The following is a 23,040-nucleotide window of genomic DNA, read 5'->3' as shown; positions in this document are numbered from 1 at the left end:
GTAAGGAGGCCGCCATGAAAGCCGCAAAGTATAAACAGATTGAAGCCGATCTATTGCGTAGAATTCAAGATGATCAATATCCTATTGGCACGTTAATTCCTAAGGAGTTAGACTTGGTCGAAATGTATTCAGTAAGCCGACCAACTGTGCGCCAGGCCATTCAAGAATTAGTGAATAAGGGCTATTTAGAAAAAAAGAAACGACGCGGGACCTTGGTCAAACAGAAGAAAATTGCACAAGAATTCACTCATCGGTTGCAAAGCTATAGTCAAGAGATGGGCGAAAAGGGATTACAGCCAGAGACGAGAGTTCTTAATTTGACTGAAGAAACGGCCAACGAAGAAGTACAAAAGCATCTTGAAATTGAAAAGGGCCAGAAGGTTTATAAACTTGTGCGACTTCGTTATGCAAATGAAGAACCTATTGTCTTTGTTACGTCTTATATCCCAGTAGACGTAAACTCAGAATTTCTTAAAACTGATTTTGAAACGACATCGCTTTACAGTTTGCTCAAGAAAAGCGGGTACGCTGTTACGCGTGTTCGGCGTAAGCTTGAAGTGGCGGTCGCTGATGAAACCATTGGGGACATGTTGAACGTTTCTGAAGGCGCGCCGATCTTCTATTTCCATACCCAGGGAATTACGGATAAGAACAGAATTGTGGAGTATTCGATTTCTAAGTATAGAGGAGATCTCAACTATTTTGTTATTGACATTGATCAGTAGGCAGATCTTCTGTTACTAACTGTTCGGGTAACTAACGGTGTCGAAGCGATATAGAATTAATGATCAATGTTTGTCATGATAAAACCGGCTGTTTCTTAAAAGTACCTTGTTATTTCGTTCTCTGCTGGCAAACGACTTAAGGCAAAAAATTTTTTCCACACTAAAGTGCGACGCTTATAACGATTAAGTTTGTTAGAGTGCCGCACTTTTGAATCGAATACTTACACTTCAGTTGATTGTCCAATGTAAACCATTAGGGAAGGTTACAGGCAGTGCAGCATTGGCACTGCGAGCAAGTTCATACAATGACGAAAAAGAGAAAGGATGATACCCATGACAGTTAAAACACAGCGCCAAGGAGATTCAATCCTAATCCCCGTCCCCGCTACGTTCAACATTGGCGAAAACGTCGAATACCAACCAACGATCGATAAAAACGGCGTCATCACTCTAATCCCAATAAAGCGTCATATTTTTGACAGCAACCCGGATTATGATCTGCGAAAGGACATCAAGGGAGAAAATATTGGCGATAATGGTCCGGCGGTGGGGCGCGAAAACATGTGGCATGACAGAGGATGCATAAGTGATCTTATTTGGATCAGTCATGAACTCTTGCGAGTACTGAGACGGCGATCCTTTAATCGACCGATCATTTAAAAGTAGTCTGACAGTGGCCTTCAAGCCAGCAAAGCACATCCCTATTTATCTTCATATCAAAATTAAAATTTAACTGTCCGAATTTGCAAAAATCATATACAGATTCGGGCTTTTTTAATTTCTGCAGAACCTTTCCGCCGCAAAGCCTTGGCGCACACAAGATCTATCGGCGATCCCAATCACCACCAGAACACCCTTAAACACACGCACATCAGCCAAAACCTCACCCAAGTTTTAGCCTAAAAATTAAATGAACCCATTGACAACGAATCTCATAATTCTATAATCAAACCATTACATTTCAGCCGAGTTCACGAATTCACCCGCGAACTCAGCTGGGAAATCCGCAATTATTAGAAAAATATGTGAGGTGCCGAGTATGGAAGAAAACAAACGTGATCAAACTTGGTTCGGTTTAGCCATGATTCTTTGTGGGGCGTTGGTCTCGATTCCCAGCCTGATTCTGGGTGGCAGCCTGGTTTCGGGAATGTCGCTTCCGGCCGCAATTTTGACCGGACTGGCCGGGTATGGGTTCATCGTCTTGATGATGGTGTCGCAGGGGATGCAGAGTGTTGATCAAGGTAAGCAGGCGGTCGTGGTGGCGCAACAGGTGTTTGGAAAAGTTGGGTCGTCGAAAGTGATTTCGATTATCATCGCGATTGCGGCGCTGGGGTGGTTTGGTATTCAGGCGAATGTTGGCGGCTTGGCCGTGGCGAACTTGTTGAAGTATTTGGGTTTGCCGATTCCCGCTTGGTTAGCTTCGCTGTTGACGGGGTTGCTGATGGTGGTGACCGCGATGTATGGCGTGAAGCTGATTCGGCTGCTCGCGTATGTCGCCGTTCCGTATTTGGTGATCGTCATTCTGTATGGCCTGTGGTTCGCGTTTGCTAAGCAGGACGCTGCGGCGATGATTGCGGCGTATCATCCGAGCGGCGCAGTGTCGTTTGTCAATGGCTTCTCGTCGACGGTTGGCTCGTTCGCGATGGCGGGCGTCATTGTCGGGGATTACGCGCAGTTTTCCAAAAAGCGTAGCGATGTGGTGAAGGCGGCGATTTTCGGCGTCATTCCCGCGGGCGTTTTGATGATTGCGGTGGGCGCGGTGTTGACGATTGCGTTTAAGTCGAATGACATTAGCAGCCTTTTCATGAAAATCGGCTCGCCGGTCATTGGTGGCTTGGCGCTGATTTTGGGCACGTGGAAAGTCAACGTGGTGAATGCTTATTCTGGTGGGATTGCCGTGGCGAATATATTCAACATTCCGGAAAAATACCGCAAGTTGACGCTGTTTCTGGTCGGCGTGGGCGGCACGATTTTGTCGATTATCGGCATTTTGAATTATTTCGAGCCAGTGATGAACATCTTTTCTGCCATGATTCCGCCGGTGGCTGGTGCGATGGCGGCGTCTTATTGGGTGATTCATCACGGTGATTTGCATAGCTGGCAGCCGGTGCCTGGGGTGAACTGGCTTGGCTTGACCGCGTGGGCATTAGGTGCGGTTGTTGGCGTTTTGCCGGTTGTGTGGCCGGCGGTCCCGAATATTCCGGTGTTAGGCATCATCCTCGCGTTTGTACTTTATTACGTCGGCGCGAAATTGCATCCGGAGTGGGATAAAGCTTCTGAATTGGACTAAAACGTGTACTGATGAATGTTAAGGAGGCAATTATGCGGTTATTAGACGAAGAATCAATCGAAAACATCGCGACTGGCGCGGCCTTTTTTGGCGCAGGCGGTGGTGGCAACCCCTTTTTAGGCAAGTTGATGGCGCTGGAAGCCATTAAGAAAAATGGCCCCGTGAAGTTGCTGGACGTGTCCGAAATTGATGATGATGATTATTTTTGTCCCGCGGCGATTATGGGCGCGCCGGCTGTGATGATGGAGAAGATTCCCAAAGGCGACGAGTTTGAGCGGGTTTTCACCATGCTGAGTCAGTATACCGGGCACCGGTTCGTCGGCACATTTCCGATGGAGGCAGGCGGGGTGAACTCGATGGTGCCGATTGCACTGGCGGCGTCGCTGGGCATCCCCTTGGTGGACTGCGACGGTATGGGGCGGGCGTTTCCCGAGTTGCAGATGGTGACGTTCTACCTAGGCGGCGTGGCAGCCACGCCCATGGTGATCACGGATGAAAAAGGGAACGCCGGCGTGATCAAAACGATTGACGCGAAGTGGGCGGAACGCTTGGCCCGGGTCCAAACCGTGGAGATGGGCGGCAGTGCGACGGTGGCCTTGTATCCGTCAAGTGGCGCGCAGATTAAGCAAAACGGGATTCGCGGCATTGTGACGCTGTGCGAACAGGTCGGCTTGCGGATTCGTGATGCCCATCTGAATCCGGCCAAGGCGTTGGCGGAAATTCTTGAAGTCACGAATGGGCATTTAATTTTTGAAGGAAAAGTCATCGATGTCGAGCGGCGCACCGAGCGCGGGTTCAACGTTGGCGATATTAAAATTGATGGCTTCAATGATTTTCAGGATCAGCATCTCAGTGTCTTGATTCAAAACGAGAACCTTCTGGCATTGCGCAACGGGAAGCCGCTAGTCATGACGCCTGATTTGATTGAAATTGTCGATGCGGACACGTTATTGCCGGTCACGACTGAGGTCATTAAATACGGTAAGCGCGTGAAAGTGTTGGCCACCCCGGCAGATGCGCGCTGGCGGACGGAAGCAGGCATCAAAACGGCCGGGCCGCGTTACTTTGGTTTCGATTACGATTATCGGCCGGTTGAAGAATTGGTGAAGGAGGGCTAAGTATGTATCGATTAGGCATTGACGTCGGTGGTACGAATACGGATGCGATTCTTTTGGACGACCAGCATCACGTGATCAATTCGGTTAAGCGCCACACGACCAAAGATATTCAAACCGGCATTAGCAACGCCATTCAAGCGGTGCTGGCCGATCAACCGCTGGACCGCGATCAAATTAACAAGGCCATGCTTGGAACGACCCAAATCACCAATGCGATTGTGGAGCGTAAGCATATTGCCCGCGTCGGGGTGTTGCGTCTGGCGTATCCGGCAACTGAGGCGATTCCGCCGTACACGGCCTGGCCGGAGGATTTGGTGAACAAATTGTCAGGTAAGTACGCGATCGTCAAGGGCGGTTACGAGTATGATGGCCAGATTCTGAACGAAATCGATCCGACTGAAATCAACGCAGTGTTGGAACAGTGGCGCGGCGAAGTCGACTCGATCGCCATCATCGGGGTGTTTGCTGCTTTGCGAGTCGATCAGGAGCAGCAAGCTGCCGATCTGGTGCACGCAGCTTATGGCGCCGATTTTCCGGTCACGTTGTCGCATGAAGTCGGGTCACTTGGCTTAATCGAACGCGAAAATGCCGCGATCCTGAACGCCGGCCTTTTCCGCGTCATCGAAAATACCGTGGACGGCTTCGAGCAGGCGCTGGCGGCATCGGGCATTAAGCATGCTTCGTTATATCTGACCCAAAATGACGGCACCTTGATGACGGCGGCGTATGCTCGGCATTTTCCGATTCTGACGATTGGTTCTGGGCCGACGAACAGTATTCGCGGCGCGGCGTATCTGTCGCACCTGAAAAATGCGATTGTGGTCGACATTGGCGGGACGACGACTGACCTGGGCGTGCTGCAAGCCGGGTTCCCGCGCGAGTCGTCGATTGCGGTGACCGTTGGCGGCGTGGCAACCAACTTTCGAATGCCGGATATTATGTCAATCGGCTTGGGCGGCGGTTCCATCGTCCGCCAGCAGCGCGATGGTAGTGTCACGGTCGGGCCGGATTCGGTCGGCTACCAAATTACCGACAAGGCGCTGACGTTTGGCGGCAATATCATCACGGCGACCGACATTGCCGTGCGCCTCGGCTTGTCCGAGGTCGGCGATCCCGAGCTGGTGAAGCAAATTCCGCTTAAGTTTGCCCAAGCTGCATTAAAGACCATCGGTGAGATGATTGCAGTGGCGATTGATAAAATGAAAACCAGCGCCGAGCCGGCCACCGTCATTTTGGTTGGCGGCGGTGCGATCATTGCGCCGCGGCATCTGGACGGCGTCGGGAAACTGGTGCGCGATCCGCTCGGCGGCGTGGCCAATGCGATCGGCGCTTCGATCAGTCAGGTCTCCGGCGAATACGGCCGCATTTATCCATACAACCAGATTCCCCGCGATCAAGCCATGGCGGACGCCAAGAAAAAGGCGATCGCTGCGGCCATCGAATCAGGTGCAGATGAAGCCACGATTGAAGTAGTCGAAGTCGATGAGGTGCCGCTGGCCTACCATCCGGAGAATGCAAATCGGGTGAAGATTAAAGTGGTGGGGAATTTGGCGCGGTAAGTTTCAGATAAACCACGTGTATTTTGTAACCAGAAATGTTAGATTTTCTTTGAACGTCAAAGCCTGAATTGGTGCCAGTCACTAGAAAAAAGCTGATGCCAGAGGAAAGGGTACTTAAACTTATCCCGAAATTTTCCAAGGAGGATATCCAAAAAACTGTTCATGAACTTAGCGACGGAGAATTCCGCAAGCTTGCAGAAGCATTTGAATTAGAAGAAGTTGAGCCAGATAAGTAACAAATCGAAGTCTGCCTGAGTAAGGCAGGCTTTTTTTACGTTCAAAGTTTTTGCCGAACAGCCTTTTACACAACCAATACCCAAACTTTTCAAAACCACCACAACGCTTTTACATCCCCTGTGTATAAATGAATTGATATACACCGATAATGATTCTGTTTTGTATGTGGAGGCTGAATAATGGGTAGACAAAGATGGAAAGTGGTTAGTAGCCCATTTTTAATGGTGGCTTTATTGATGGGCGCAACGTCGGCACCGGTCGCAGCTGCGGTGCCTTCTAGTGTCACCACAACAGTGAGTTCGGCGGCGCTGGCGTCAACGCAGAAACCAAGCTCATCAGTAGCATCCTCTACGGCAACTCACTCCTCGGCGTCCTCATCCGCCACGGCATCAAGCACTGGCACCACAAACAGTACGGCGTCCAGTAGTTCAAGTGCGCTGCCCAATGCCAGGACCGCGGTCATCAAATCCATCATTGCTCATCGGGAAAACACACTCGCACCAGGTATCACGGAGCAAATGCTTACATATCTTAACCGGAGCAATGAACAAACGAAGTATTACTCGGTGTCGCTTAATCCCAAGAATCCGCAAACCCAACTGGTAGCGGGCACCGCTGCCACCACAACGAATTTACCGGTGCAGACAGTCCGCGACCAGGCTAACGCTGTGATTCAACAGGGCCAGCCGGTTGTTGCGGCTGTTAACGCAGACTTTTTCAAAATGGCGACAGGTATCCCCACCGGCAATGTCGTGAAGAATGGCGTTGAGTTACATGCGGCCACCAGTGCTAGTGAAGCCTTCTTTGGCGTTGAAAAAGATGGTACGCCGATCATTGGTAACGAACACACCTATCTTCTGGTGAAAAGCCAACTTCAACAGGCACTTGGCGGGCGGAACATTTTGGTGGCAAACGGTAAAGTGAATGATACTAAGCCTATGGGCACCGATCACGAACCGCGGACAGCTGTTGGCATCAAGGCTGATGGCACTGTCTTTTTCGTGGTGATCGATGGACGGGAAGCACCTACCTCCAACGGGATTTCGATGGCAGACTTGGCCAATTTAATGATTCAACGTGGTGCGGTCACCGCTTTGAACTTAGACGGCGGCGGTTCTGCGACCTATGTGAGCCGCGAACCGGGGTCCACACAATTAACAGTGCAAAATCATCCTTCTGATGGCCACGAGCGCGCTGTGGCGAACGCCTGGTTAATCGTTTCGAAAACGGCTCCGGATAATCAGACGGCATCAGGACAGGTGAAGTCGGACAACCAAGCATCTTCGTCTGAAAAAGCGGCCACTTCCAGTTCACAATCCAGCGAGGCATCAGACAGTCAGACATCATCGTCGTCTTCGAGCAAAAAGAAAGGTGACACATTACCAGCGACAGGCGAGAATGATCTAGCAACTGGCATCCTCGGCCTCATCCTCGTTGTCGCAAGCGCTGCCACTTATCTTATCAGTGGTTATCGGCGGACGAGGTAGTCTGCCACAATGAACTTATATTTACTGCTTATATGGGATTGGCATGCTATATTATAGCGAATATATGCTGAAAAGTGGGATTGAAGACCACACAACTACCTAACCTACATTTTATCGAGTTCTTCAGCAGCACCCAATGAGCTGTTGTTTTTGTTGCCCCAAAAATGTCAACTTTTACATCTCTGAAAATTGATCTATTTGAAATCTCGTGATACTATATTTGTAGCGACAAGACAAAGAATTCTAATAGTCATGAGAGCACAATAGCCGTATCCCGGGTAGGGGATACGGCTATTTTTTTCACCCGCTGCAACTGACGGGCGTGTGGGTGGATGAGGCCACTGCATGGCTACCGTCGTCCGTTCCACCAACGGGCGAATAGCGTTGTGGCTATTCCCGCTATGATGCTAGTAATCAGCGGTACGATAACCAAGACAAAGAATTCTTTTAACGTCATGAAGACACCCCCCCTTGGGGGCAGCAGCCTCATTAATCGTACCAGAACAGCAGCTCACTTTTGGCCACATGGGCTGCTTTTTAATTGCACCTTTTAGAGGAAGGCTTCCGGCTATCGTTTTTGCTATCATGAAGCAAGCCGCCTCCCTCTAACAACCTGTGGTAAACTTGCTTTAGTAGTGCTATTGCCAGTTATCCTTGCACTGACACAACCAATTTCGCTTCGTGTGGGAAAGAAGGAAAGACTCTTGAAAATCATCGCGATCGGAGACAATGTCGTTGACCTTTATCCAGCGGACAAGAAGATGTTTCTTGGCGGTCATGCTGCCAATACGGCGGTTTTTGCGACTATGATGGGGCTTGAGGCTGCTTACCTTGGCACGTTTGGTAATGATGCGCGCGGTGATTTTGCGCGGCGGACGCTTAGCGAACTTGGGGTTGATATCAGCCATTCGCTGCAGTACGACGGCCCTAATGCCTTCACAACGATGCGCCTCAGTGACGGCAAACGCCAGAAAACAGTTGGCGAACCGGTTCAGGAGCTTCAGTTGAGCCCTGATGATATCGCGTACATTAATACTTTTGATTTGGTTTACTTGAATAATGAAAGTGGTGCGGATGCCTTTTTGTCAGCCATCACGGCGCCTAAAATTTATGACTTTTCAACGATTGATGACGATCGAGTATTCAAAAAAATTGCGCCGCAGATTGACCTTGCCTATCTTTCCGGGAAAGCCAAGTCTGACGATGATGTAGAGGCTTTGTGCCGGCGGGTTGCGGCAGCTGGTTGCGATCAGGTGGTTTGCTCGCGGGGACTTCGCGGCTCGGCAGCGTTGGTCAAGGATACGATGTCTTGGCAGCAGGCGCTCGGCGTTAAAGCGGTGGATCCTTTAGGGGCGGGGGATGCGTATATTACTTCGTTTGCAGCCACGCTTTATTCCTCCGCGAAGCCAACGCTTGATGCGAAAGTTTCGGAGTCGTTGAGTCATGCCACGAAGTTTTCGTCGGCGCAGGTGCGTGTGCCAGGGTCGTTTGGGCATGGGGCGGCTTTGATCGCATGAGGAAGCAGGGTGTAGGTGTTGGCGTGGAGTTCCGCAAGTAAGGGTTTTCGAGACTAAATGGACAAAGCTTGACCACGTGGAGAATGTTCTGTTGAAGGCAAGTAAAAAGTTTCCTTGCGCTTTCTATAACGCGCTCACAGTCGCAGAAATCTACGTGTAAGGACCTTGAAACCCAAATGGCCAAAGCCCAGCCATTTGGGTTTCAAGGCCACTTACACTCCGATTTCTAAGCGCTCCTGTTCGCGCTCAACACAAAAGAAGCCGCCGACTTGTAATCGGCGGCTCCTTTGTACCTTGACGTGGTTAGTCTGTGATCATTTTTGAGATTTGATCAATATAGACTGCGAGCGTCTCAGTCGTGGCCTGACCAAGTTCTGTTGACGGCGCGTTAGTCTTGATCTAACTTTTGTCGCAACTTGGCAGCCACGGAGGAAGGCGGGTGGCCAACCTTAAGCTGAGCATTAACTTAACTATTTTTAATAACGTTCCTAAAACCCCATGGCCATCCTCGGCTCCCCAAAGCCGATTCGGCGGTCCAGAGGAAATGTGAGAAAGTTTACCCTAAACCTTTACCAACAGTTAGGTCGATTGCGGTCTCAAAGGCGGGTTTGGCTGACGTGATCAGGATCAGCCCCGCGCCTGCTTTAAAATATAGATGCATTGCGGTCGCCGGTGACCACCTCCCTTCTGTTCAAGGCAGATCATCGGGGGGAATGGGCGTGACTAAACGTCTATCCCTTCATTAATCAGTCGTTGCGGTCGCGTTTTTACGGAACTGGATTGGACGTTGCGGCTTGTGCCGGCTGGCCGGGTGTCAGTGTAAAGGTAATCACGCCGCTGTAGTTGCCAGCTTTAACATCATTATCCTCAGGTACGTCCAATGTGATTTTGTTGAGGTCATAACTCGTGATCCCGCCGCCGTCCTGGCCCGTGCCGGTCGCAAATAGCGGCTGATCGCTTGTTGCCAAATCAACCGACTTTGTCCATGCCGGTGCCGCAGCGTTAGGCGTTACCAAAGTGTCCGGCACCATTTGAACAAAGGCGCCTTTCAATGTCGCACCACTACCATTCGTAATCGGTGATTCTTTTGCCGAAACCGTATAGCCCGCGCCGGTACCGCGAAAATCGCTCACCGTCAGCAGTGAACTATCAGCAGTGGTAACTGGATCATTCAAATTGCCTTTTACAATACTTTCAACCGTGACACCGGGAAAAGCGAGCGCACTTGGCGCGGAAAGCCCGATAGTGCCACCGGTTACTGTGACTGACGTATTAGTCGTTCCGGTATCTTCGTCTGCAGCTAAAACGACGGAGCCGGTTGTCAAACTCCCTACAAGAAGGCCAGCAAAAGTGATTCCGCTGATCCAACGTTTCTTTGACATAAAAGTCCCCCCAGACAATGTCAAAATGAAAAACTCTTTGGAACACTTTTAATTGTATGCAAGATACTTGTTAAGTTAATTAATCTGTTTCGTTAATATTGTGAATAATTACCCAAAACCGGTCTAGCAGCAATCCGCTCCGAACTGTGGGTAAGATCAAAATTAAGCAGCGCAAAAAAGCTGTCATTTGTCTCAAATTCGGTAAAATAATTGCCGAAAATTGCGACTTTCAGTGAGAAACAAGAACAAATTCGCAGATTTATTAAAAAAGTGATGGAATTCTGGCGTGCGACTAAAGATTGCCGCTGAGAAACATGGCGTTTACATGTGAGCCGAGTCAAAAAGAATGTTGCCAAGTCGAGAATTCAGTCTGTTCGAGAAAAGGACACCGAAAAAGCACGTTTGGAAATTGGCTCAGGCAAAATAGGCCGATTTAAAAACGCCATATGGTAGACTGATTTTACGGCTGAAAAGGGAGGCGGGACGAACTCAGATGTTGAAAATTAATCGCAGTGGCTTTTGTAACTTTTTGACCGGAGCTGCCCGCATACTTGATCTTCTTGGGACCATCAATCGACGGGAGTGGGCTGACAGACAGGGGATTAAATTTGAAGATACTGATGATGCAATTAATGATGCATGGGAAACTGTCGGCAAATTGATGGCCGTTCAGTTTGGTGATTCTGAAAATGAATTTTGCGATGAGTTGCACTGACCACAAGAAGTTTTGATAGAAATGGAAAGCTGGCAAAAATCCGTGGGTCGATTCATGGATCGCTCACTCTGACGATCAACAGCTTATTCAAAAAATAGTGAAGGACTGTGATAATTTGTGAATAGCAGCAAAGATTCTCTGGTTAAACGAATGGCGTACGTTGTATTACTTTATTTTTTGTGGCAGGTTCCTTCGATCTTCTTAGAGATCATGCCAAACATACTAAGGATCTCGTCATCAATGATGCTGGCCGCTGCATTTATTTTGTCAAGTGCGGTCGTCATTTACATTACGTATCGGATTGTCTTTAAATATACGCGGAGAAGAATGATACAAAAGGTTGAGCTTCGCGACATTTGGTACATTCTTGGTGGATATGTCATTACTGTAATCGCGGACGAAGGGCTATTGGCTTTAAACGATCTGATTTACCATCAGTCAGAAACGCCTAACAGCCAAATGATTAGAGAATCTTTTATGGACGCTAACTGGACAGTCACGGTTCTGCTTATTGTTGAAATAATTCTAATCGCACCGATTACGGAAGAGTTGATTTTCCGAGGCGTTGTTTTCAACTTGTTTTTTAGCCCAAATAGAATCGTGCTTAGAACATTGTTAAGTGCCGGCTTGTTTGCCGCGGTTCATGCGACCGATACCGTCTTTGGTTTCTTGGTATACGCCTTTTCTGGCATTGTATTTGCAACTGTCTATTCAAAAACCGGTAAGCTGCAGAACACCATTGTCCTTCACGTTCTTAATAATATCGTCGGAACACTAATAATCCTTCTTTTCTAAGAAGTACTTTAAGCTCCTGAGTTGTTCAGGGTTCTTAGATCACTACATATTTTCAGACTATTAATTCAAAAACTGCCTTAATCCCGTTTGCATCCCACCGCCTGCGCAGGTAAGCTTATTGAGAAGTGAGGCAATGATGACAGAAAAACATGAACAACCCGATCAAACATCGCCTGAGCACCAGCAGCTGATCAAATTGCCGAATGGCGTGACGGCAAAAGGTGTTTTGCTGCAGCGCGGGATGGTGAATCTCCAAAAAGAAGCCGAGCAGGCGGATTTTCCCGCCCAGACGAAGGCTTATTTGGCGTGGATGAACGATTTGAATGGCAATCGGTTTGGCATCAAAATAACTGATGCGGCTGACCATGAGCTGTTGCGGCATACGCAATTTTTGGATGATGCAATTAAGGAGCTGGCCTACGCCGATGCGCCAGCCAATGCCGAGTTAACACCGGATGATTACAAGCCGGCGCGCAATTTCTATGTTCCTTCCGCTGGGCTGGTCGCGTTGGTGGCAGCGTTGCAGTGGGCGGCGCAGCATGAACGCCAAGACGTGGTGGTTTATAGCACCCACCGACATGACTTAACGTTCTACCAACCGCGCCATCAAGCCACGTTTCTCCAGCAATGGGCGCAGCAACAACTCAAGACGCTGCCGTCTGACTTTCGGTTTCGCATTGCCACCAAACTGGATCGTGATGCCACCCATGAAACGACCAAGCTACGAATGCAGTTGTGACAATCACTGCGAAATCTAATTGAAAGGAGGCTGGTGTACCGTGGAGCAAGCCCAAGTTTATGAAAATGTCGACCTGCAGATTATCAAGTTACTTTTTAACAGCGATAGCAGCGATTATAAAGTGTATGCCGTGCGAATTTTAAATTCGAATCCTAAGTTGAAAATGACGCTGACGCAGGAAGTCACTGTGACTGGCGATATGGGCTATTACAATCGCCGGGCCATCATCACGGCTGACTTGGTTTATGATGACGCGGATTCCCTGCGTTATCGCAAACCTTCCTATAAGGTTGCGCGGCTGCATTTTGGCTTGCCCAAAGAACCGCGGCGGCAGTGGCAGCTGATCGACACGCTGCTGGTACATCAGCCCACGGTTTTGCGCCGGCTGCACGATTATTTTGCGGATGACGCGCCGATTTTGACCCTTTTTTCAAAAGATGAGATTAAGACAGCGAAAATTCCCGGCGTTGGGCCGGCGACGATTCAAAAAATTGCTACTGCCATTCGCGGCAAACTTGAAGTCGCGGTGTTGGCGAACCACTGGGGCAAAGCGCTCAGTTCCATGACGTACGAAAAAATCTGGTTGGCGTATAAAGATGCCGAGTTGGCGATGCAGCACGTGGATGCCAATCCGTATGTTTTGATGCAGGTGGCGCAACTCGATTTCAAAAAGGTCGATGCCTTTGCGAAAAGTCGCGGGGTGGCGCCGAATGATCCACATCGACTCGCGGCCGGGCTGCAATATATTTTCCGTACGGCGGTGCTGACGCAGGGACTGACTTACATTACGATTACTTGGTTCAAGGAGCAGGCAGCTACCTTATTGGGCGTCAGCACGGATGACTTAACCATGTTTGCTGATCCCAAACAGGCGTTGGCGTATGGCTTTTTGTTAAACGAGCAATACGATCTGGTCACCAGTTGCGACATGTTTGCGACAGAAGGTTCGGTGGCCAGGATCATGGCCGTGGCGCAGAAAACGGCCGAACCCTTGATTAAGCCAGCGGAACTGGATGAAAAATTGGATAAGTTTCTGGATCGCCACCAGCTGGTCATCAACGATCAGCAGCGGGCCGCTTTTCAAAACGTTAACCAACATGGATTAAGTGTGCTCAATGGCAGTGCCGGCACTGGGAAAACCTGGCTGACGAACTTGCTGGTGCACTTTTTCAATGCGCAGGCTAAAGGAAAAAGTGTGCTGCTGGCGCCAACCGGTCGCGCGGCAAAGGTGCTGGCGCGCTATACTCACGAACCGGCGGCGACGATTCACGCGTATCTGCATCTTTTGCCTGGTGAAGAACTCGATCGGTTTGATTCTGAGGCTGACTGGGAGACGTTTGGCGATGCGCGGTTGATTATTGTGGATGAGAGTTCGATGTTAACGACGCCGCTTGCGTATACGGTGTTGAAAAATGTGAACTTCAAGAAGTCGCACGTCCTGTTCGTGGGTGATGTGTTTCAGTTGCCGCCGATTGGTCCGGGAAACTTTTTGAAGGATTGTCTGGCAGATGAGCACGTCGCGGCAACGACGCTGACCCGGGTTTATCGGCAGGACAGCCAGTCAGGTGTGTTGGCGCTGGCTAACCGCATTCGTGATCGGTTGGCGTTGCCTTTTGGGCCGGATGACGACCGATATGTGAGTGGTAATGTGGCGCTATACAATCAGCGCGATGCAGGCCGGGTTTTCGACGCCGGCATCAAAGCGTATCAAGAGGCGCTTGCCAAGCATGGCCACCAGCCGGATTCGCAGTTGCTGATAGTCAACAAGAACATCGGTGCGACCGGGCGTTTGCGGTTTAATGCGGAACTTCAGGCGCTGGTTAACCCTGCCAAGGCGGGCGAGCCCGAGTACGTCAGCAGCTACGTTGATCCGGTGACCAATCAAAAACACCACCTGCGTCTTAACGACCGGGTGATGATTCTGAAAAATGACAAACATGTGGCCTTGGTTGACCCGAAAACCTGGGAACGCCGCGCTGTGTTAGGTGAAAATGGCCTCCAGAAAACCGATGAGTTCGGAACGAAGCGCTGGCGTGAGACGATCATGGCGAATGGCGATACGGGTGTTGTGGCACATATCGATCCCAAGCGGCATTTTCTGGTGGTTCAAGTCGGCGATCAATATTGTTATTACAGTTTTGGCAGTGTACCGCGTGCCTTGACGCTGGCGTATGCGATTACGGTGCACAAGGCGCAGGGTGGTCAAGCCGATACGGTGATTGCGATCGTCAACGGCGCGGATCACATGCTAAATGCGCAGAGTTTTTATACAGCGCTGACGCGAACCCAGTCACAGTTTATCTTTTTTGGCGATTTCCGGGTCTTGCTGGCGCGCACCAAAATTTATCCGATTGACTCCCGCCATGACCTGCTCGGCAGTCTGCTTTCAGGGCAATTAACGGTCGACACGTTCAGTCGTTTCACGTTCGAACAGATCCTGGCCTGGCTGGATCATCAGCGGCACCAAGGCATTCAGCCCCGCGCTGCTGTCACCGCCGCCAAACCTGAAGCTGCCACCCAGCCATTTAGTGTGAGGTATGCCGAGCAGTTGGATATTCTCAATCAGGTTGTTGAGGAAGTTACCAAGTTGCCGGTGAAAAGGTGACAAGGGAACGTTGATACCGATTTAAAGTGTGTCGTGCCAAACTCCGCAATCTCCTACCAGGACGGGGCTGGCGACCGCGAAGCTAGAGCGGAGGGCACGACTTTGAACCCGCAAAGACCGCGGTTTCAAAGCTCGGCCTTGGTCTAAAACGGGAAAACCACCCGTTTAAGACCAATCTCACAGCTGAGCCCATCTGGCCTACGATTGCTCCGCCTTGGCACTTGGAATTTGATCGCATTCTCAAGAATATAAATGAACCAGACAAAGGACTGCCGCATATTGCCAAATTATTTGACAATATACAGCAGTCCTTTAGTTTATCAACTCGTTTGTGCACGCCATGGCCTATTTCGCCACAAAAACCAATTCCGTCTCCGTCGAACGCTCCGGGTCGTAACGATAAGTCGGCGAATCAAACTGCGTCAATTCCGCAACTGTCGAAACTTGATGCATCGCCGCATAGCGGACCATTTCGCCGCGAGCAATTTTGGCATAAGTGGCGCGGGTTTTGAGCTTGCCCTTAACTAAGTGAGCAAAGCGGACGTCGATGAAGGTGTCGTCCGGCTGTAAATAAGGGCGGATGGTTTTGGCGTATTCATCGGAGGCTAAGTTAATGATCGGGCCGGGGATGGCTGCCAGCGCTTGATAAAGCCGATCGCCCCAGAAATCGTATAAATGACGGTAAGGCGGCATGACCAAGCGCGTTTGCATTTCCAGACGGTAAGGAACAATGCCGTCGAATGGTCGCAGAATGCCATATAGGCCGGACAAAATGCGCAGATGTTGCTGAATGTAAGCCAAGCCCGCATCGTCTAGCAGATCAGGTGCCATGTATTGGTATTGAATGCCGACATAGCTGAAAGTTGCCGGTGACTGCTGGCGCGTGACGTCACTTCTTTGCAGTTGTTGATAAGCCGCCTGCGTCAGGCGATCACTGGTTTGCCACAGCGCCTGCATTTCCGCTTGGGAAAGTTGTTGCATCCGCTTAAGCAACATTGCCGCCTGATCGCGGAACTGCGGCTGGCTTTGAACCGGGAAATCGTCTTGGGCGACCACCATTTTCTTGGCCGGTGCAATGATGAACTTCATAGAGAAAACCAAACTTTCTGAGTAGGATGAGCCATTTTCAAAAAATGGCAGTGCTGACACTGTTAAAACGGCAGCTTCGCAATATCGCCATTCGCTTGCGTCGTTGTTTGCGGCAGATGACTGACAGCCTGCAATGTCATCAAGGTTGCAGAAAAGTCACCATGCGCAAGCGGCAAGGTCACGCCGGCAAAGTTCAACTCCGCACCGGTTGCGGTCTTTTTGTCGTTAATCTGATACGACATGGTCGGGCGCAGATAGTGCAGCAGGACATGCTGATAGTGGGGAATCGGCGCAATGACTCCGGCTGACGTCAGGACGATGGCCTTGGTTTTCGCCTCGTCGGTGATGAGCCAGCAGACCTGATCCTGATTCGGATGGCTGGGATGGAGGCGATAAAGGCTGCCGTTTTGCAATTCGGCACGATTGGCTTTGTAAAAGGCAAAGCTGGCTTTGACCGCTGCGGCTTCAGCCGGACTGAGCTGGCTCGGCGGACACTCGATGCCGGTCACGCCGACCAGACTCAGCAGTGCCCGTGTTCGCAGCGGCGTCACCCGCGAATCCTGCAGGTTGGGTGACATCGTAAAGTGGGAGACGAACGTTTTAAGCGGGAAGAATAACGAGAAGCCATTCATGATCTTCATGCGATAAACCGGATCGGTGAAATCACTGGTCCACGTCTGATCGGTGTACGCCAGCATCCCACCATCCAACCGGCCACCACCGGAAGAACAATTTTCGATGATGAGTTTAGGAAAAGTATCGCGTAACGTTTTCAACACGCGATACAAGCCACGGGTATACCGGTAGCCAACTTCACCTTGTTGATCCGGCGGCAAAACCGGGCTGCCGGGCTGACTGAAGTGGCGATTGTAATCCCATTTTAGATAGTCGATGTGATTCGTCCGGACCAAGTCAGTCAACACGGCAATCAAATGATCCTGCACGATGCGCTGGCTGAGGTCCAACACCAATTGGTTACGCGACCGCAACGGTTTTTGCCCGACATATTGCATGGCCCAATCCGGGTGTGCCGCATACAGTTCGCTATTTTCGCTGATCATTTCCGGCTCGACCCACAAGCCGAACGCCAGCCCCCGCGCATGCAAGGCATCGGCAACTGGCCGCAAGCCGCGTGGAAACTTAACCGGATCCGGCACCCAATCGCCAAGCTGGCCAGCATCGTTGGGCCGATTTTTAAACCAGCCATCGTCGACCACGATCAATTCGACGCCGAGCGCCTCCGCCTTGGGAATCTCCGCCAGCACCTTGGCTTCGCTCACGTCAAAATAAGTCGATTCCCACGTGTTATATTCAATTAGATTCTGTCGCGGCACCGGCATGACGTGATTGGCGAAGAATTGATGGAAAATATGGCTCAGATCATTCAGGCCCTTAGTCGTATACGCAACCGCAGCCTCGGGAGTGACAAACGGCTTACCGGGCTTAAGCTGCCAGGAAAAGAGTTCCGGATTCAAGCCCATCACCAGGCGACTATTGCCAAACTGATCTACTTGCGCCGTGTAATTAAAATTGCCACTCCACAAAAGCGTAACCCCCAGCGCCTCACCCGCAAAATCATCGGTCGCCGGTGCCGCCAAAATCGTTGCCGGCACGCCTTGAGGTCCACTCGCCCCATAATTGCTGGCAATTGATTTTTTACCAGGCGTCAACGGCTGACGGGTCACACTGGCTTCGCTCAGATGCGCCCCGGTCAAGGTAATGAGGTCGTAGGCATGATCGTCAAAATCAAGCTGAAGACTGGCTGCATGGGTAATCGTCAGGGTGTTGTCACTCAAATTGCGGTAAGCCACTTGCTTAAGCAGCACCGGCAAATCGCCAACGATCGTGTATTTAAGGTGAACCGCCAACGTATCGGTTTCATCATGCATGGTAATAATCAGCGTCTGACCATGCGGCGTCCGCGCAGTCGGCAGCGTGCCGTTGAAGTTTTCGTTACCGGCCAGAATCTGAAAATCGTGAAACTTGAGATTACCGATCAACTGGCCATGAGCATTCCGTACGGCATAAGCAGGCGTGCGATAATCGCCACCCATCAGCGTGCTGTATTCAAGTGGCAGGGTCGTCAGCGAAAACGGCGCAGCATCATTTTGAATGTTAAACGCATGGCTGAAATCTTCCAGCTTCGCCGTCCCCGAAAACTGCTCCAGCGCTGGACCGCAATAACGCTTCACAAGGTACCCGCGAATTACCTGAATAATGTAGCTAAAAGTGGCGTTATGCAGGTGAAAAAGCTGGCGTTGCGGATCATATTCAATATTTGCCATGGGGAGCCTCCTGAGAAATCTCTGGTTTTAATCTATTATAAGCAAATGGCTGGTGTTTTGCTTGGCATCCTTAGCCAAACAATGGTTGACATTTTGAGATTCTGCGATGACTAAGTGGCTCCCGATACGCCAAGCTGGCTACGCGGCGATTGGGCTGGAACGTGGTGGGCACGACTTTAAGCCTCAGCAAAACCGGCTGAGTCTTAAAGCTCGGCCTTGTACTACGCCGGGAAGACCGCCCGGCTAGTACAATTGCACCACTGAGCCCATCGCCGCTCCGCCAGCTTGGGATCTTTGCGAACTGATAATTCCAATAAGGACCGCACAGTGCAGCAGCGCGATCATTACTAACGCCCTCTGCCAGAAATCATTGTTGATAAAGTCAAACATTTTGCTTATAAAAATTATAAACAATAACTACTATAATCTTTGACCTGCCATCTGGCACTCCCGTAGAATTTTAATTGTAGTTAAGCACTAATAACGACATTATAAAATTTTTGAAGGGAGTGCATAGTATGAATGCATTTATTGGTTGGCTGAACCGGCATATTGTCCCGGTAGCAGCAAAGATTGGATCGATTCGCTGGTTAGTCGCATTACGTGACGCGTTTATCGCGATCATGCCGGCGATGATGGCCGGTGCGGTATCCACCGTCTTGAACGTTTTAATTCGGGACATCCCGACACAGTTCAAGTGGATGGGTATCGTCAACAGCATGCAATGGCTCATCGGCATCAACGCCATGGTGTGGACCGGAACCTTAGCCATTTTAGGTCTGCTCTTCGCCTTCACGTTCGGGTACCACCTGGCCGTTCAGTACCAAGTAGAACCGGTGACCGGCGGGATTGTTGTTCTCGGCACGTTCATCATGAGCCTGCCGCAGAACTTTACCTTAGCGTTAAAAGGAACATTGGGTAAAAGCGCGGCCAAACTGATCACCGATGCCGGTGGCGTTGTAGACGGCAAAAACGTCAGCATGTGGGGCTTCTTCAACTTCAACAAGTTCTTCGGCTCCTATGGCTTCTTCACCGTCATGATCATGGGCGCCCTTGCCATGACCCTCTACATCTGGTTAATGAAGAAAAACGTCACGATTCGCATGCCGGAATCGGTGCCGCCAGCCATTGCCAAGGCATTCACCGGGATCATTCCCGCGACCGCCGCGTTATACCTGGCTGGCGTTGTGAATTACCTCTTCAGCGTCAACAAGACCACCGTCATCGAGTTCATCGCCACGATTGTTCAGGAACCACTTTTGAATATGTCCCAAGGTTTCTGGGCTGTGTTACTGATGACGCTACTGGTGCAGATTTTCTGGTTCTTCGGTCTCCACGGCACCAACGTCTTGGGACCGGTTTTGGACTCGATCTGGTTAACCGCCCAAATCGCCAATATGAATGCATTTATGAAAGGCGAAGCACTGCCGTTTGTCTGGACCCGTAACGCTTTCGATCTGTATGCATGGATCGGTGGCGCCGGCAGTACCTTACTATTACTGATTGCCATCCTCATGTTCTCCAAGCGTGACGACCAGCGCACCGTGGCAAAACTCTCGATCGCGCCCGGCTGCTTTAACGTCAACGAACCAGTGATGTTCGGACTGCCAATTGTGCTTGATCCGATTTACTTCATTCCATTCATCGCGGCACCGGTTGTCATGGTCTCAATCGCGTACGGCGCACACATGCTAGGCTGGGTATCGCCGGTCAAGAACCAAATCGTGTGGTCCATGCCACCATTTATCAACTCGATCATCGCCACCATGGACTGGCGCGCACCGATTTTACAGGCCGTCAACATGGTTATCGGCTTCCTGATTTATGTACCGTTCGTCAAGGCTGCCAATAAGCTGGATCCGGAGCTGCACATGACCGAACCGCCAGCAGAAAAAAACAAAGAAACAGCTGATGACGATCGCAACTTAGAAGGTGATGCGATTTGAAAACCGCAACCACCGCGCTAATTCTGATCAACATCAGTATGGCGATCATCGTTTTAAGCGCGTTCATGCCGACCCCTTGGCGCATTGGCGGCTGTCTTCTAGGCGTCATCGCCACCATTTTCTGCACGCGCTGGTACGTCGGTCTGGCCAAAGCAAAATAAACCAACGCAGTCACGATCTGGGTTGATCCACCACACTGCATCGTGCTAAAAGGAGGCCGAGATGAAAATTATTATGAATTTACCGGTGGCACCGAACGTCTTTTTCAATCAACTGCAACAATCCGCCTTAGCCGATATTCGTCAGCATACGGGGCGTGAACCGTTGCCTAAAAGTCTGCGCGGATACAGTTATGCCAAAAATTGGCCGAATGGACGCACGGCGCGGTTGACCATCACCGAGTTCGAACCTAATTCAGTCTATGCGTATGAGTTGGCAACGCCGCGGGATGATTTTAAAGTCCGCTATCAGTTAACCCCACTGGAAAGCGGTAAAAGTCGGCTCGTCTATGAAGAGTCACTTGTCGCCAAAAGTGCGCGTGGTGCCGCCAATAATCGTGCCAGCGGGTTTTTGCTCGGTTGGTTCCGTAAACGCCGCTTTAAAAAAATGGCCCGCCAGATGTGTATCACCTGAGGGCTTAATCGGTCTTTACAAAAATGAAGCGAGATCTTTTGCGCCATAATCGCTGAAAGATCACGCGCAACAAACGCTAAAAGGAGGAACTATGGGCAAACTTGGCATCAGCCTCTATCCGGAACAAACAACGGTCGCGCAGGCAACTGCCTATTTAGAAGCTGCGCAGCAATTCGGTTACCACCGGCTTTTCACGTCACTGCTACAACTGTCAGGAGACCACGGTCGCGATCAGCTTGCGGTTTTCAAAGCCGTGGTGGCCAAGGCCAATCAACTCGGTTTTCAAACCATTGTCGATATTGCGCCGCCGCTGTTTAAGGAACTGGGCATTGACTATCATGATCTGAGTTTCTTCCATGACTTAGGCGTTTGGGGCCTGCGTCTTGATGAAGGCTTCACCGGTCAGGAAGAAGCCTTGATGACGCATAATCAATATGGTCTGAAAATTGAACTCAACATGAGCGCCGGGACGAATGCGATTGATGCGATCATGTCCTTTGGTCCGCGGCGGTCGAACTTACTAGGTTGTCACAACTTTTATCCGCAAGAATACACTGGCTTAGGCGATGAACGGATGGTGGCTTATTCCCAGAAGTTTCGGCAGTATGGACTCCGAACAGCCGCTTTTATCAGTGCGCCGAGTGCGGATCACGGGCCGTGGCCGGTCAGCGAAGGCTTGCCGACGTTGGAAAGCGATCGTCACCGCTCGATCGCCAGTCAAGTGCATCACCTGCGCTTGACTGAGGTAATTGATGACGTCCTCATTGGTAACGCGTTGGCAAGTGAGGCCGATTTAAAAGCAGCGGCATTGGCATTCTTTTGTCCTTATCCGACATTGCGGATGACCACTGAGCCATCGCTTGCGGATCTCGAGGCCAAAATTGCGTTCAGTGAAGCTCACCTGTATCGCGGCGATGCGTCTGACTACCTGATTCGCGATACCCAACCGCGTGTGCGTTACGCCGGGCAACCGCTTCCTGCACATGATGCCACCGGAATCTTGCACCGCGGGGATGTCGTGGTGGTCAATGAAACTTACAAGCGTTACGCAGGCGAGTTGCAAATCGTGTTGCGTGATCTGCCCAACGATGGGCGCCGCAATAAAATCGGCCAACTGACTGATGAAGATTTGACGTTGTTGCCATTGTTGAAGCCGTGGCGGACGTTTATGCTAAAACGTGTTGCCGAGTAGCAACTTATTCAAGATTAATCCGAGGAGAAAATAAATTAATGAATGAAGTAAACGAAGAAACGATTATGGGTTTGATTATGGCTGGCGGAAACGCTAAGAGCGAGGCCTTTGAAGCCATTCAGGCAGCGAAAACCGGTGACTTTAGCGAAGCGGATCATCATTTAAAATTGGCCGATGAAGCATTGGTAACGGCTCACAATGTGCAGACCGAATTGCTAACGGCCGAGGCAAGCGGCGAGCATGCGACGGTTTCGTTGCTGATGGTACACGCTCAGGATCATTTAATGAATGCGATCACGTTTCGCGATTTAGCTGGCGAAGTCGTGGCGGTGTATCAGCGCTTGGCGGAAGTAACCGCAGTGACTGATTAACAATAGTGGTACGTGAAGTATCATTCATGTCCAGGAAGATAGTGCGTTAGGCACGTGTAAACCGTAGTACCAAAGCGGAGCAATCGGAGGTCAGATGGGGCTCAGTTGTGAAGTTGGTCTAAAACGGGCGATCTTCCCGTTTTAGACCAAGGCCGAGCTTTGAAACCGCGGTTTTTGCGGGTTCAAAGTCGTGCCCACCACTCTAGCTTCGCTGTCGCCAGCCCTCAGCTGGCCGGAGATTGCGGAGTTTGGTACGGCGCAAAAACTATTGCGTGCGCTTTACAAAATTTGAATCGGAACTCAGCAAAAGGCTGGGGCAACGCGAACCTGAACTTATCAGGCGCGTTGTTCCAGT

At 50.5% G+C, this 23,040-nt stretch carries 18 protein-coding genes and 1 pseudogene; 16 read left to right on the top strand and 3 right to left on the bottom strand.

What is annotated here, in order from left to right:
* The first annotated feature begins 14 nt into the window (after positions 1-14).
* The 7 genes and pseudogenes from LHUE1_RS00985 to LHUE1_RS00955 all read left to right on the top strand — a co-directional run bounded on the left by LHUE1_RS00985 (position 15) and on the right by LHUE1_RS00955 (position 8,933).
* Positions 15-725: a GntR family transcriptional regulator gene (locus LHUE1_RS00985; RefSeq protein WP_049169880.1), complete on the top strand. Its 711-nt coding sequence runs from the start codon at positions 15-17 to the stop codon at positions 723-725.
* Positions 726-1,058: 333 nt separating this feature from the next.
* A pseudogene (gene mazE / locus LHUE1_RS00980) lies at positions 1,059-1,298 on the top strand (type II toxin-antitoxin system PemI/MazE family antitoxin); the annotation flags it as partial.
* Between the two features lie 466 nt (positions 1,299-1,764).
* A complete protein-coding gene (locus LHUE1_RS00975) occupies positions 1,765-3,015 on the top strand; it encodes a cytosine permease (RefSeq protein WP_277848162.1) in 1,251 nt (416 codons plus the stop codon).
* A gap of 32 nt (positions 3,016-3,047) precedes the next feature.
* A complete protein-coding gene (locus tag LHUE1_RS00970) occupies positions 3,048-4,133 on the top strand; it encodes a DUF917 domain-containing protein (protein WP_049169878.1) in 1,086 nt (361 codons plus the stop codon).
* 2 nt (positions 4,134-4,135) lie between these two features.
* Positions 4,136-5,692, top strand: a complete 1,557-nt coding sequence (locus LHUE1_RS00965) for a hydantoinase/oxoprolinase family protein (RefSeq protein ID WP_277848161.1) — start codon at positions 4,136-4,138, stop codon at positions 5,690-5,692.
* A gap of 416 nt (positions 5,693-6,108) precedes the next feature.
* Positions 6,109-7,416: a phosphodiester glycosidase family protein gene (locus LHUE1_RS00960; protein WP_053091146.1), complete on the top strand. Its 1,308-nt coding sequence runs from the start codon at positions 6,109-6,111 to the stop codon at positions 7,414-7,416.
* 704 nt (positions 7,417-8,120) lie between these two features.
* Complete coding sequence (locus LHUE1_RS00955) at positions 8,121-8,933, top strand: PfkB family carbohydrate kinase (RefSeq protein WP_049169872.1); 813 nt, start codon at positions 8,121-8,123, stop codon at positions 8,931-8,933.
* A 767-nt stretch (positions 8,934-9,700) separates the two neighbouring features.
* On the opposite strand, the gene LHUE1_RS00950 is transcribed toward LHUE1_RS00955, so the two are convergent.
* Positions 9,701-10,315: a WxL domain-containing protein gene (locus LHUE1_RS00950; protein ID WP_049169870.1), complete on the bottom strand. Its 615-nt coding sequence runs from the start codon at positions 10,313-10,315 to the stop codon at positions 9,701-9,703.
* Between the two features lie 493 nt (positions 10,316-10,808).
* Here LHUE1_RS00950 and LHUE1_RS00945 point away from each other — a divergent pair, with 493 nt between their 5' ends.
* From LHUE1_RS00945 to LHUE1_RS00930, 4 genes are all read left to right on the top strand, one after another.
* Positions 10,809-11,030, top strand: a complete 222-nt coding sequence (locus tag LHUE1_RS00945; protein WP_049169868.1) for a hypothetical protein — start codon at positions 10,809-10,811, stop codon at positions 11,028-11,030.
* Positions 11,031-11,270: 240 nt separating this feature from the next.
* Positions 11,271-11,825: a CPBP family intramembrane glutamic endopeptidase gene (locus LHUE1_RS00940; RefSeq protein ID WP_160312067.1), complete on the top strand. Its 555-nt coding sequence runs from the start codon at positions 11,271-11,273 to the stop codon at positions 11,823-11,825.
* 133 nt (positions 11,826-11,958) lie between these two features.
* Positions 11,959-12,564, top strand: a complete 606-nt coding sequence (locus LHUE1_RS00935; protein ID WP_191978406.1) for a hypothetical protein — start codon at positions 11,959-11,961, stop codon at positions 12,562-12,564.
* A gap of 40 nt (positions 12,565-12,604) precedes the next feature.
* A complete protein-coding gene (locus tag LHUE1_RS00930; RefSeq protein WP_277848160.1) occupies positions 12,605-15,169 on the top strand; it encodes an ATP-dependent DNA helicase in 2,565 nt (854 codons plus the stop codon).
* Between the two features lie 345 nt (positions 15,170-15,514).
* Here LHUE1_RS00930 and yaaA read toward each other — a convergent pair whose 3' ends face one another.
* Both yaaA and LHUE1_RS00920 read right to left on the bottom strand, forming a co-directional pair.
* A complete protein-coding gene (gene yaaA / locus LHUE1_RS00925) occupies positions 15,515-16,258 on the bottom strand; it encodes a peroxide stress protein YaaA (RefSeq protein ID WP_049169865.1) in 744 nt (247 codons plus the stop codon).
* A 62-nt stretch (positions 16,259-16,320) separates the two neighbouring features.
* The gene (locus LHUE1_RS00920; RefSeq protein ID WP_049169863.1) at positions 16,321-18,543 is read right to left on the bottom strand and encodes an alpha-galactosidase; all 2,223 of its coding nucleotides are present in this window, start codon (positions 18,541-18,543) and stop codon (positions 16,321-16,323) included.
* Between the two features lie 518 nt (positions 18,544-19,061).
* On the opposite strand from LHUE1_RS00920, the gene LHUE1_RS00915 reads away from it, so the two are divergent.
* From LHUE1_RS00915 to LHUE1_RS00895, 5 genes are all read left to right on the top strand, one after another.
* Positions 19,062-20,489, top strand: a complete 1,428-nt coding sequence (locus tag LHUE1_RS00915; protein WP_049172228.1) for a PTS sugar transporter subunit IIC — start codon at positions 19,062-19,064, stop codon at positions 20,487-20,489.
* Positions 20,486-20,650, top strand: a complete 165-nt coding sequence (locus tag LHUE1_RS00910; protein WP_191978418.1) for a hypothetical protein — start codon at positions 20,486-20,488, stop codon at positions 20,648-20,650. The genes LHUE1_RS00915 and LHUE1_RS00910 overlap by 4 nt, the downstream gene beginning before the upstream one ends.
* 61 nt (positions 20,651-20,711) lie before the next feature.
* Positions 20,712-21,122, top strand: a complete 411-nt coding sequence (locus LHUE1_RS00905; RefSeq protein WP_049172226.1) for a DUF3284 domain-containing protein — start codon at positions 20,712-20,714, stop codon at positions 21,120-21,122.
* 91 nt (positions 21,123-21,213) lie between these two features.
* Positions 21,214-22,314, top strand: a complete 1,101-nt coding sequence (locus LHUE1_RS00900) for a DUF871 domain-containing protein (RefSeq protein WP_213291515.1) — start codon at positions 21,214-21,216, stop codon at positions 22,312-22,314.
* 38 nt (positions 22,315-22,352) lie between these two features.
* On the top strand, positions 22,353-22,685 hold the full coding sequence (locus LHUE1_RS00895; protein ID WP_049172224.1) for a PTS lactose/cellobiose transporter subunit IIA: 333 nt from the start codon (positions 22,353-22,355) through the stop codon (positions 22,683-22,685).
* Positions 22,686-23,040 lie beyond the last annotated feature (355 nt).

The organism is Lacticaseibacillus huelsenbergensis (assembly GCF_029726355.1).
Taxonomy (GTDB): domain Bacteria; phylum Bacillota; class Bacilli; order Lactobacillales; family Lactobacillaceae; genus Lacticaseibacillus; species Lacticaseibacillus casei.
The sequence above is the reverse complement of the archived record's forward strand: the minus strand, read 5'-3'. Positions and strand labels throughout refer to the sequence as shown.

What these genes read in the sequence shown, in the direction of transcription:
- LHUE1_RS00970 (WP_049169878.1), top strand. Translation starts at nt 3,048, where the DNA reads ATGCGGTTATTAGACGAAGAATCAATCGAAAACATCGCGACTGGCGCG.
- LHUE1_RS00945 (WP_049169868.1), top strand. Translation starts at nt 10,809, where the DNA reads ATGTTGAAAATTAATCGCAGTGGCTTTTGTAACTTTTTGACCGGAGCT.
- LHUE1_RS00960 (WP_053091146.1), top strand. Translation starts at nt 6,109, where the DNA reads ATGGGTAGACAAAGATGGAAAGTGGTTAGTAGCCCATTTTTAATGGTG.
- LHUE1_RS00950 (WP_049169870.1), bottom strand. Translation starts at nt 10,315, where the DNA reads ATGTCAAAGAAACGTTGGATCAGCGGAATCACTTTTGCTGGCCTTCTT.
- yaaA (WP_049169865.1), bottom strand. Translation starts at nt 16,258, where the DNA reads ATGAAGTTCATCATTGCACCGGCCAAGAAAATGGTGGTCGCCCAAGAC.
- LHUE1_RS00965 (WP_277848161.1), top strand. Translation starts at nt 4,136, where the DNA reads ATGTATCGATTAGGCATTGACGTCGGTGGTACGAATACGGATGCGATT.
- LHUE1_RS00935 (WP_191978406.1), top strand. Translation starts at nt 11,959, where the DNA reads ATGATGACAGAAAAACATGAACAACCCGATCAAACATCGCCTGAGCAC.
- LHUE1_RS00975 (WP_277848162.1), top strand. Translation starts at nt 1,765, where the DNA reads ATGGAAGAAAACAAACGTGATCAAACTTGGTTCGGTTTAGCCATGATT.
- LHUE1_RS00895 (WP_049172224.1), top strand. Translation starts at nt 22,353, where the DNA reads ATGAATGAAGTAAACGAAGAAACGATTATGGGTTTGATTATGGCTGGC.
- LHUE1_RS00985 (WP_049169880.1), top strand. Translation starts at nt 15, where the DNA reads ATGAAAGCCGCAAAGTATAAACAGATTGAAGCCGATCTATTGCGTAGA.
- LHUE1_RS00920 (WP_049169863.1), bottom strand. Translation starts at nt 18,543, where the DNA reads ATGGCAAATATTGAATATGATCCGCAACGCCAGCTTTTTCACCTGCAT.
- LHUE1_RS00915 (WP_049172228.1), top strand. Translation starts at nt 19,062, where the DNA reads ATGAATGCATTTATTGGTTGGCTGAACCGGCATATTGTCCCGGTAGCA.
- LHUE1_RS00900 (WP_213291515.1), top strand. Translation starts at nt 21,214, where the DNA reads ATGGGCAAACTTGGCATCAGCCTCTATCCGGAACAAACAACGGTCGCG.
- LHUE1_RS00940 (WP_160312067.1), top strand. Translation starts at nt 11,271, where the DNA reads ATGATGCTGGCCGCTGCATTTATTTTGTCAAGTGCGGTCGTCATTTAC.
- LHUE1_RS00905 (WP_049172226.1), top strand. Translation starts at nt 20,712, where the DNA reads ATGAAAATTATTATGAATTTACCGGTGGCACCGAACGTCTTTTTCAAT.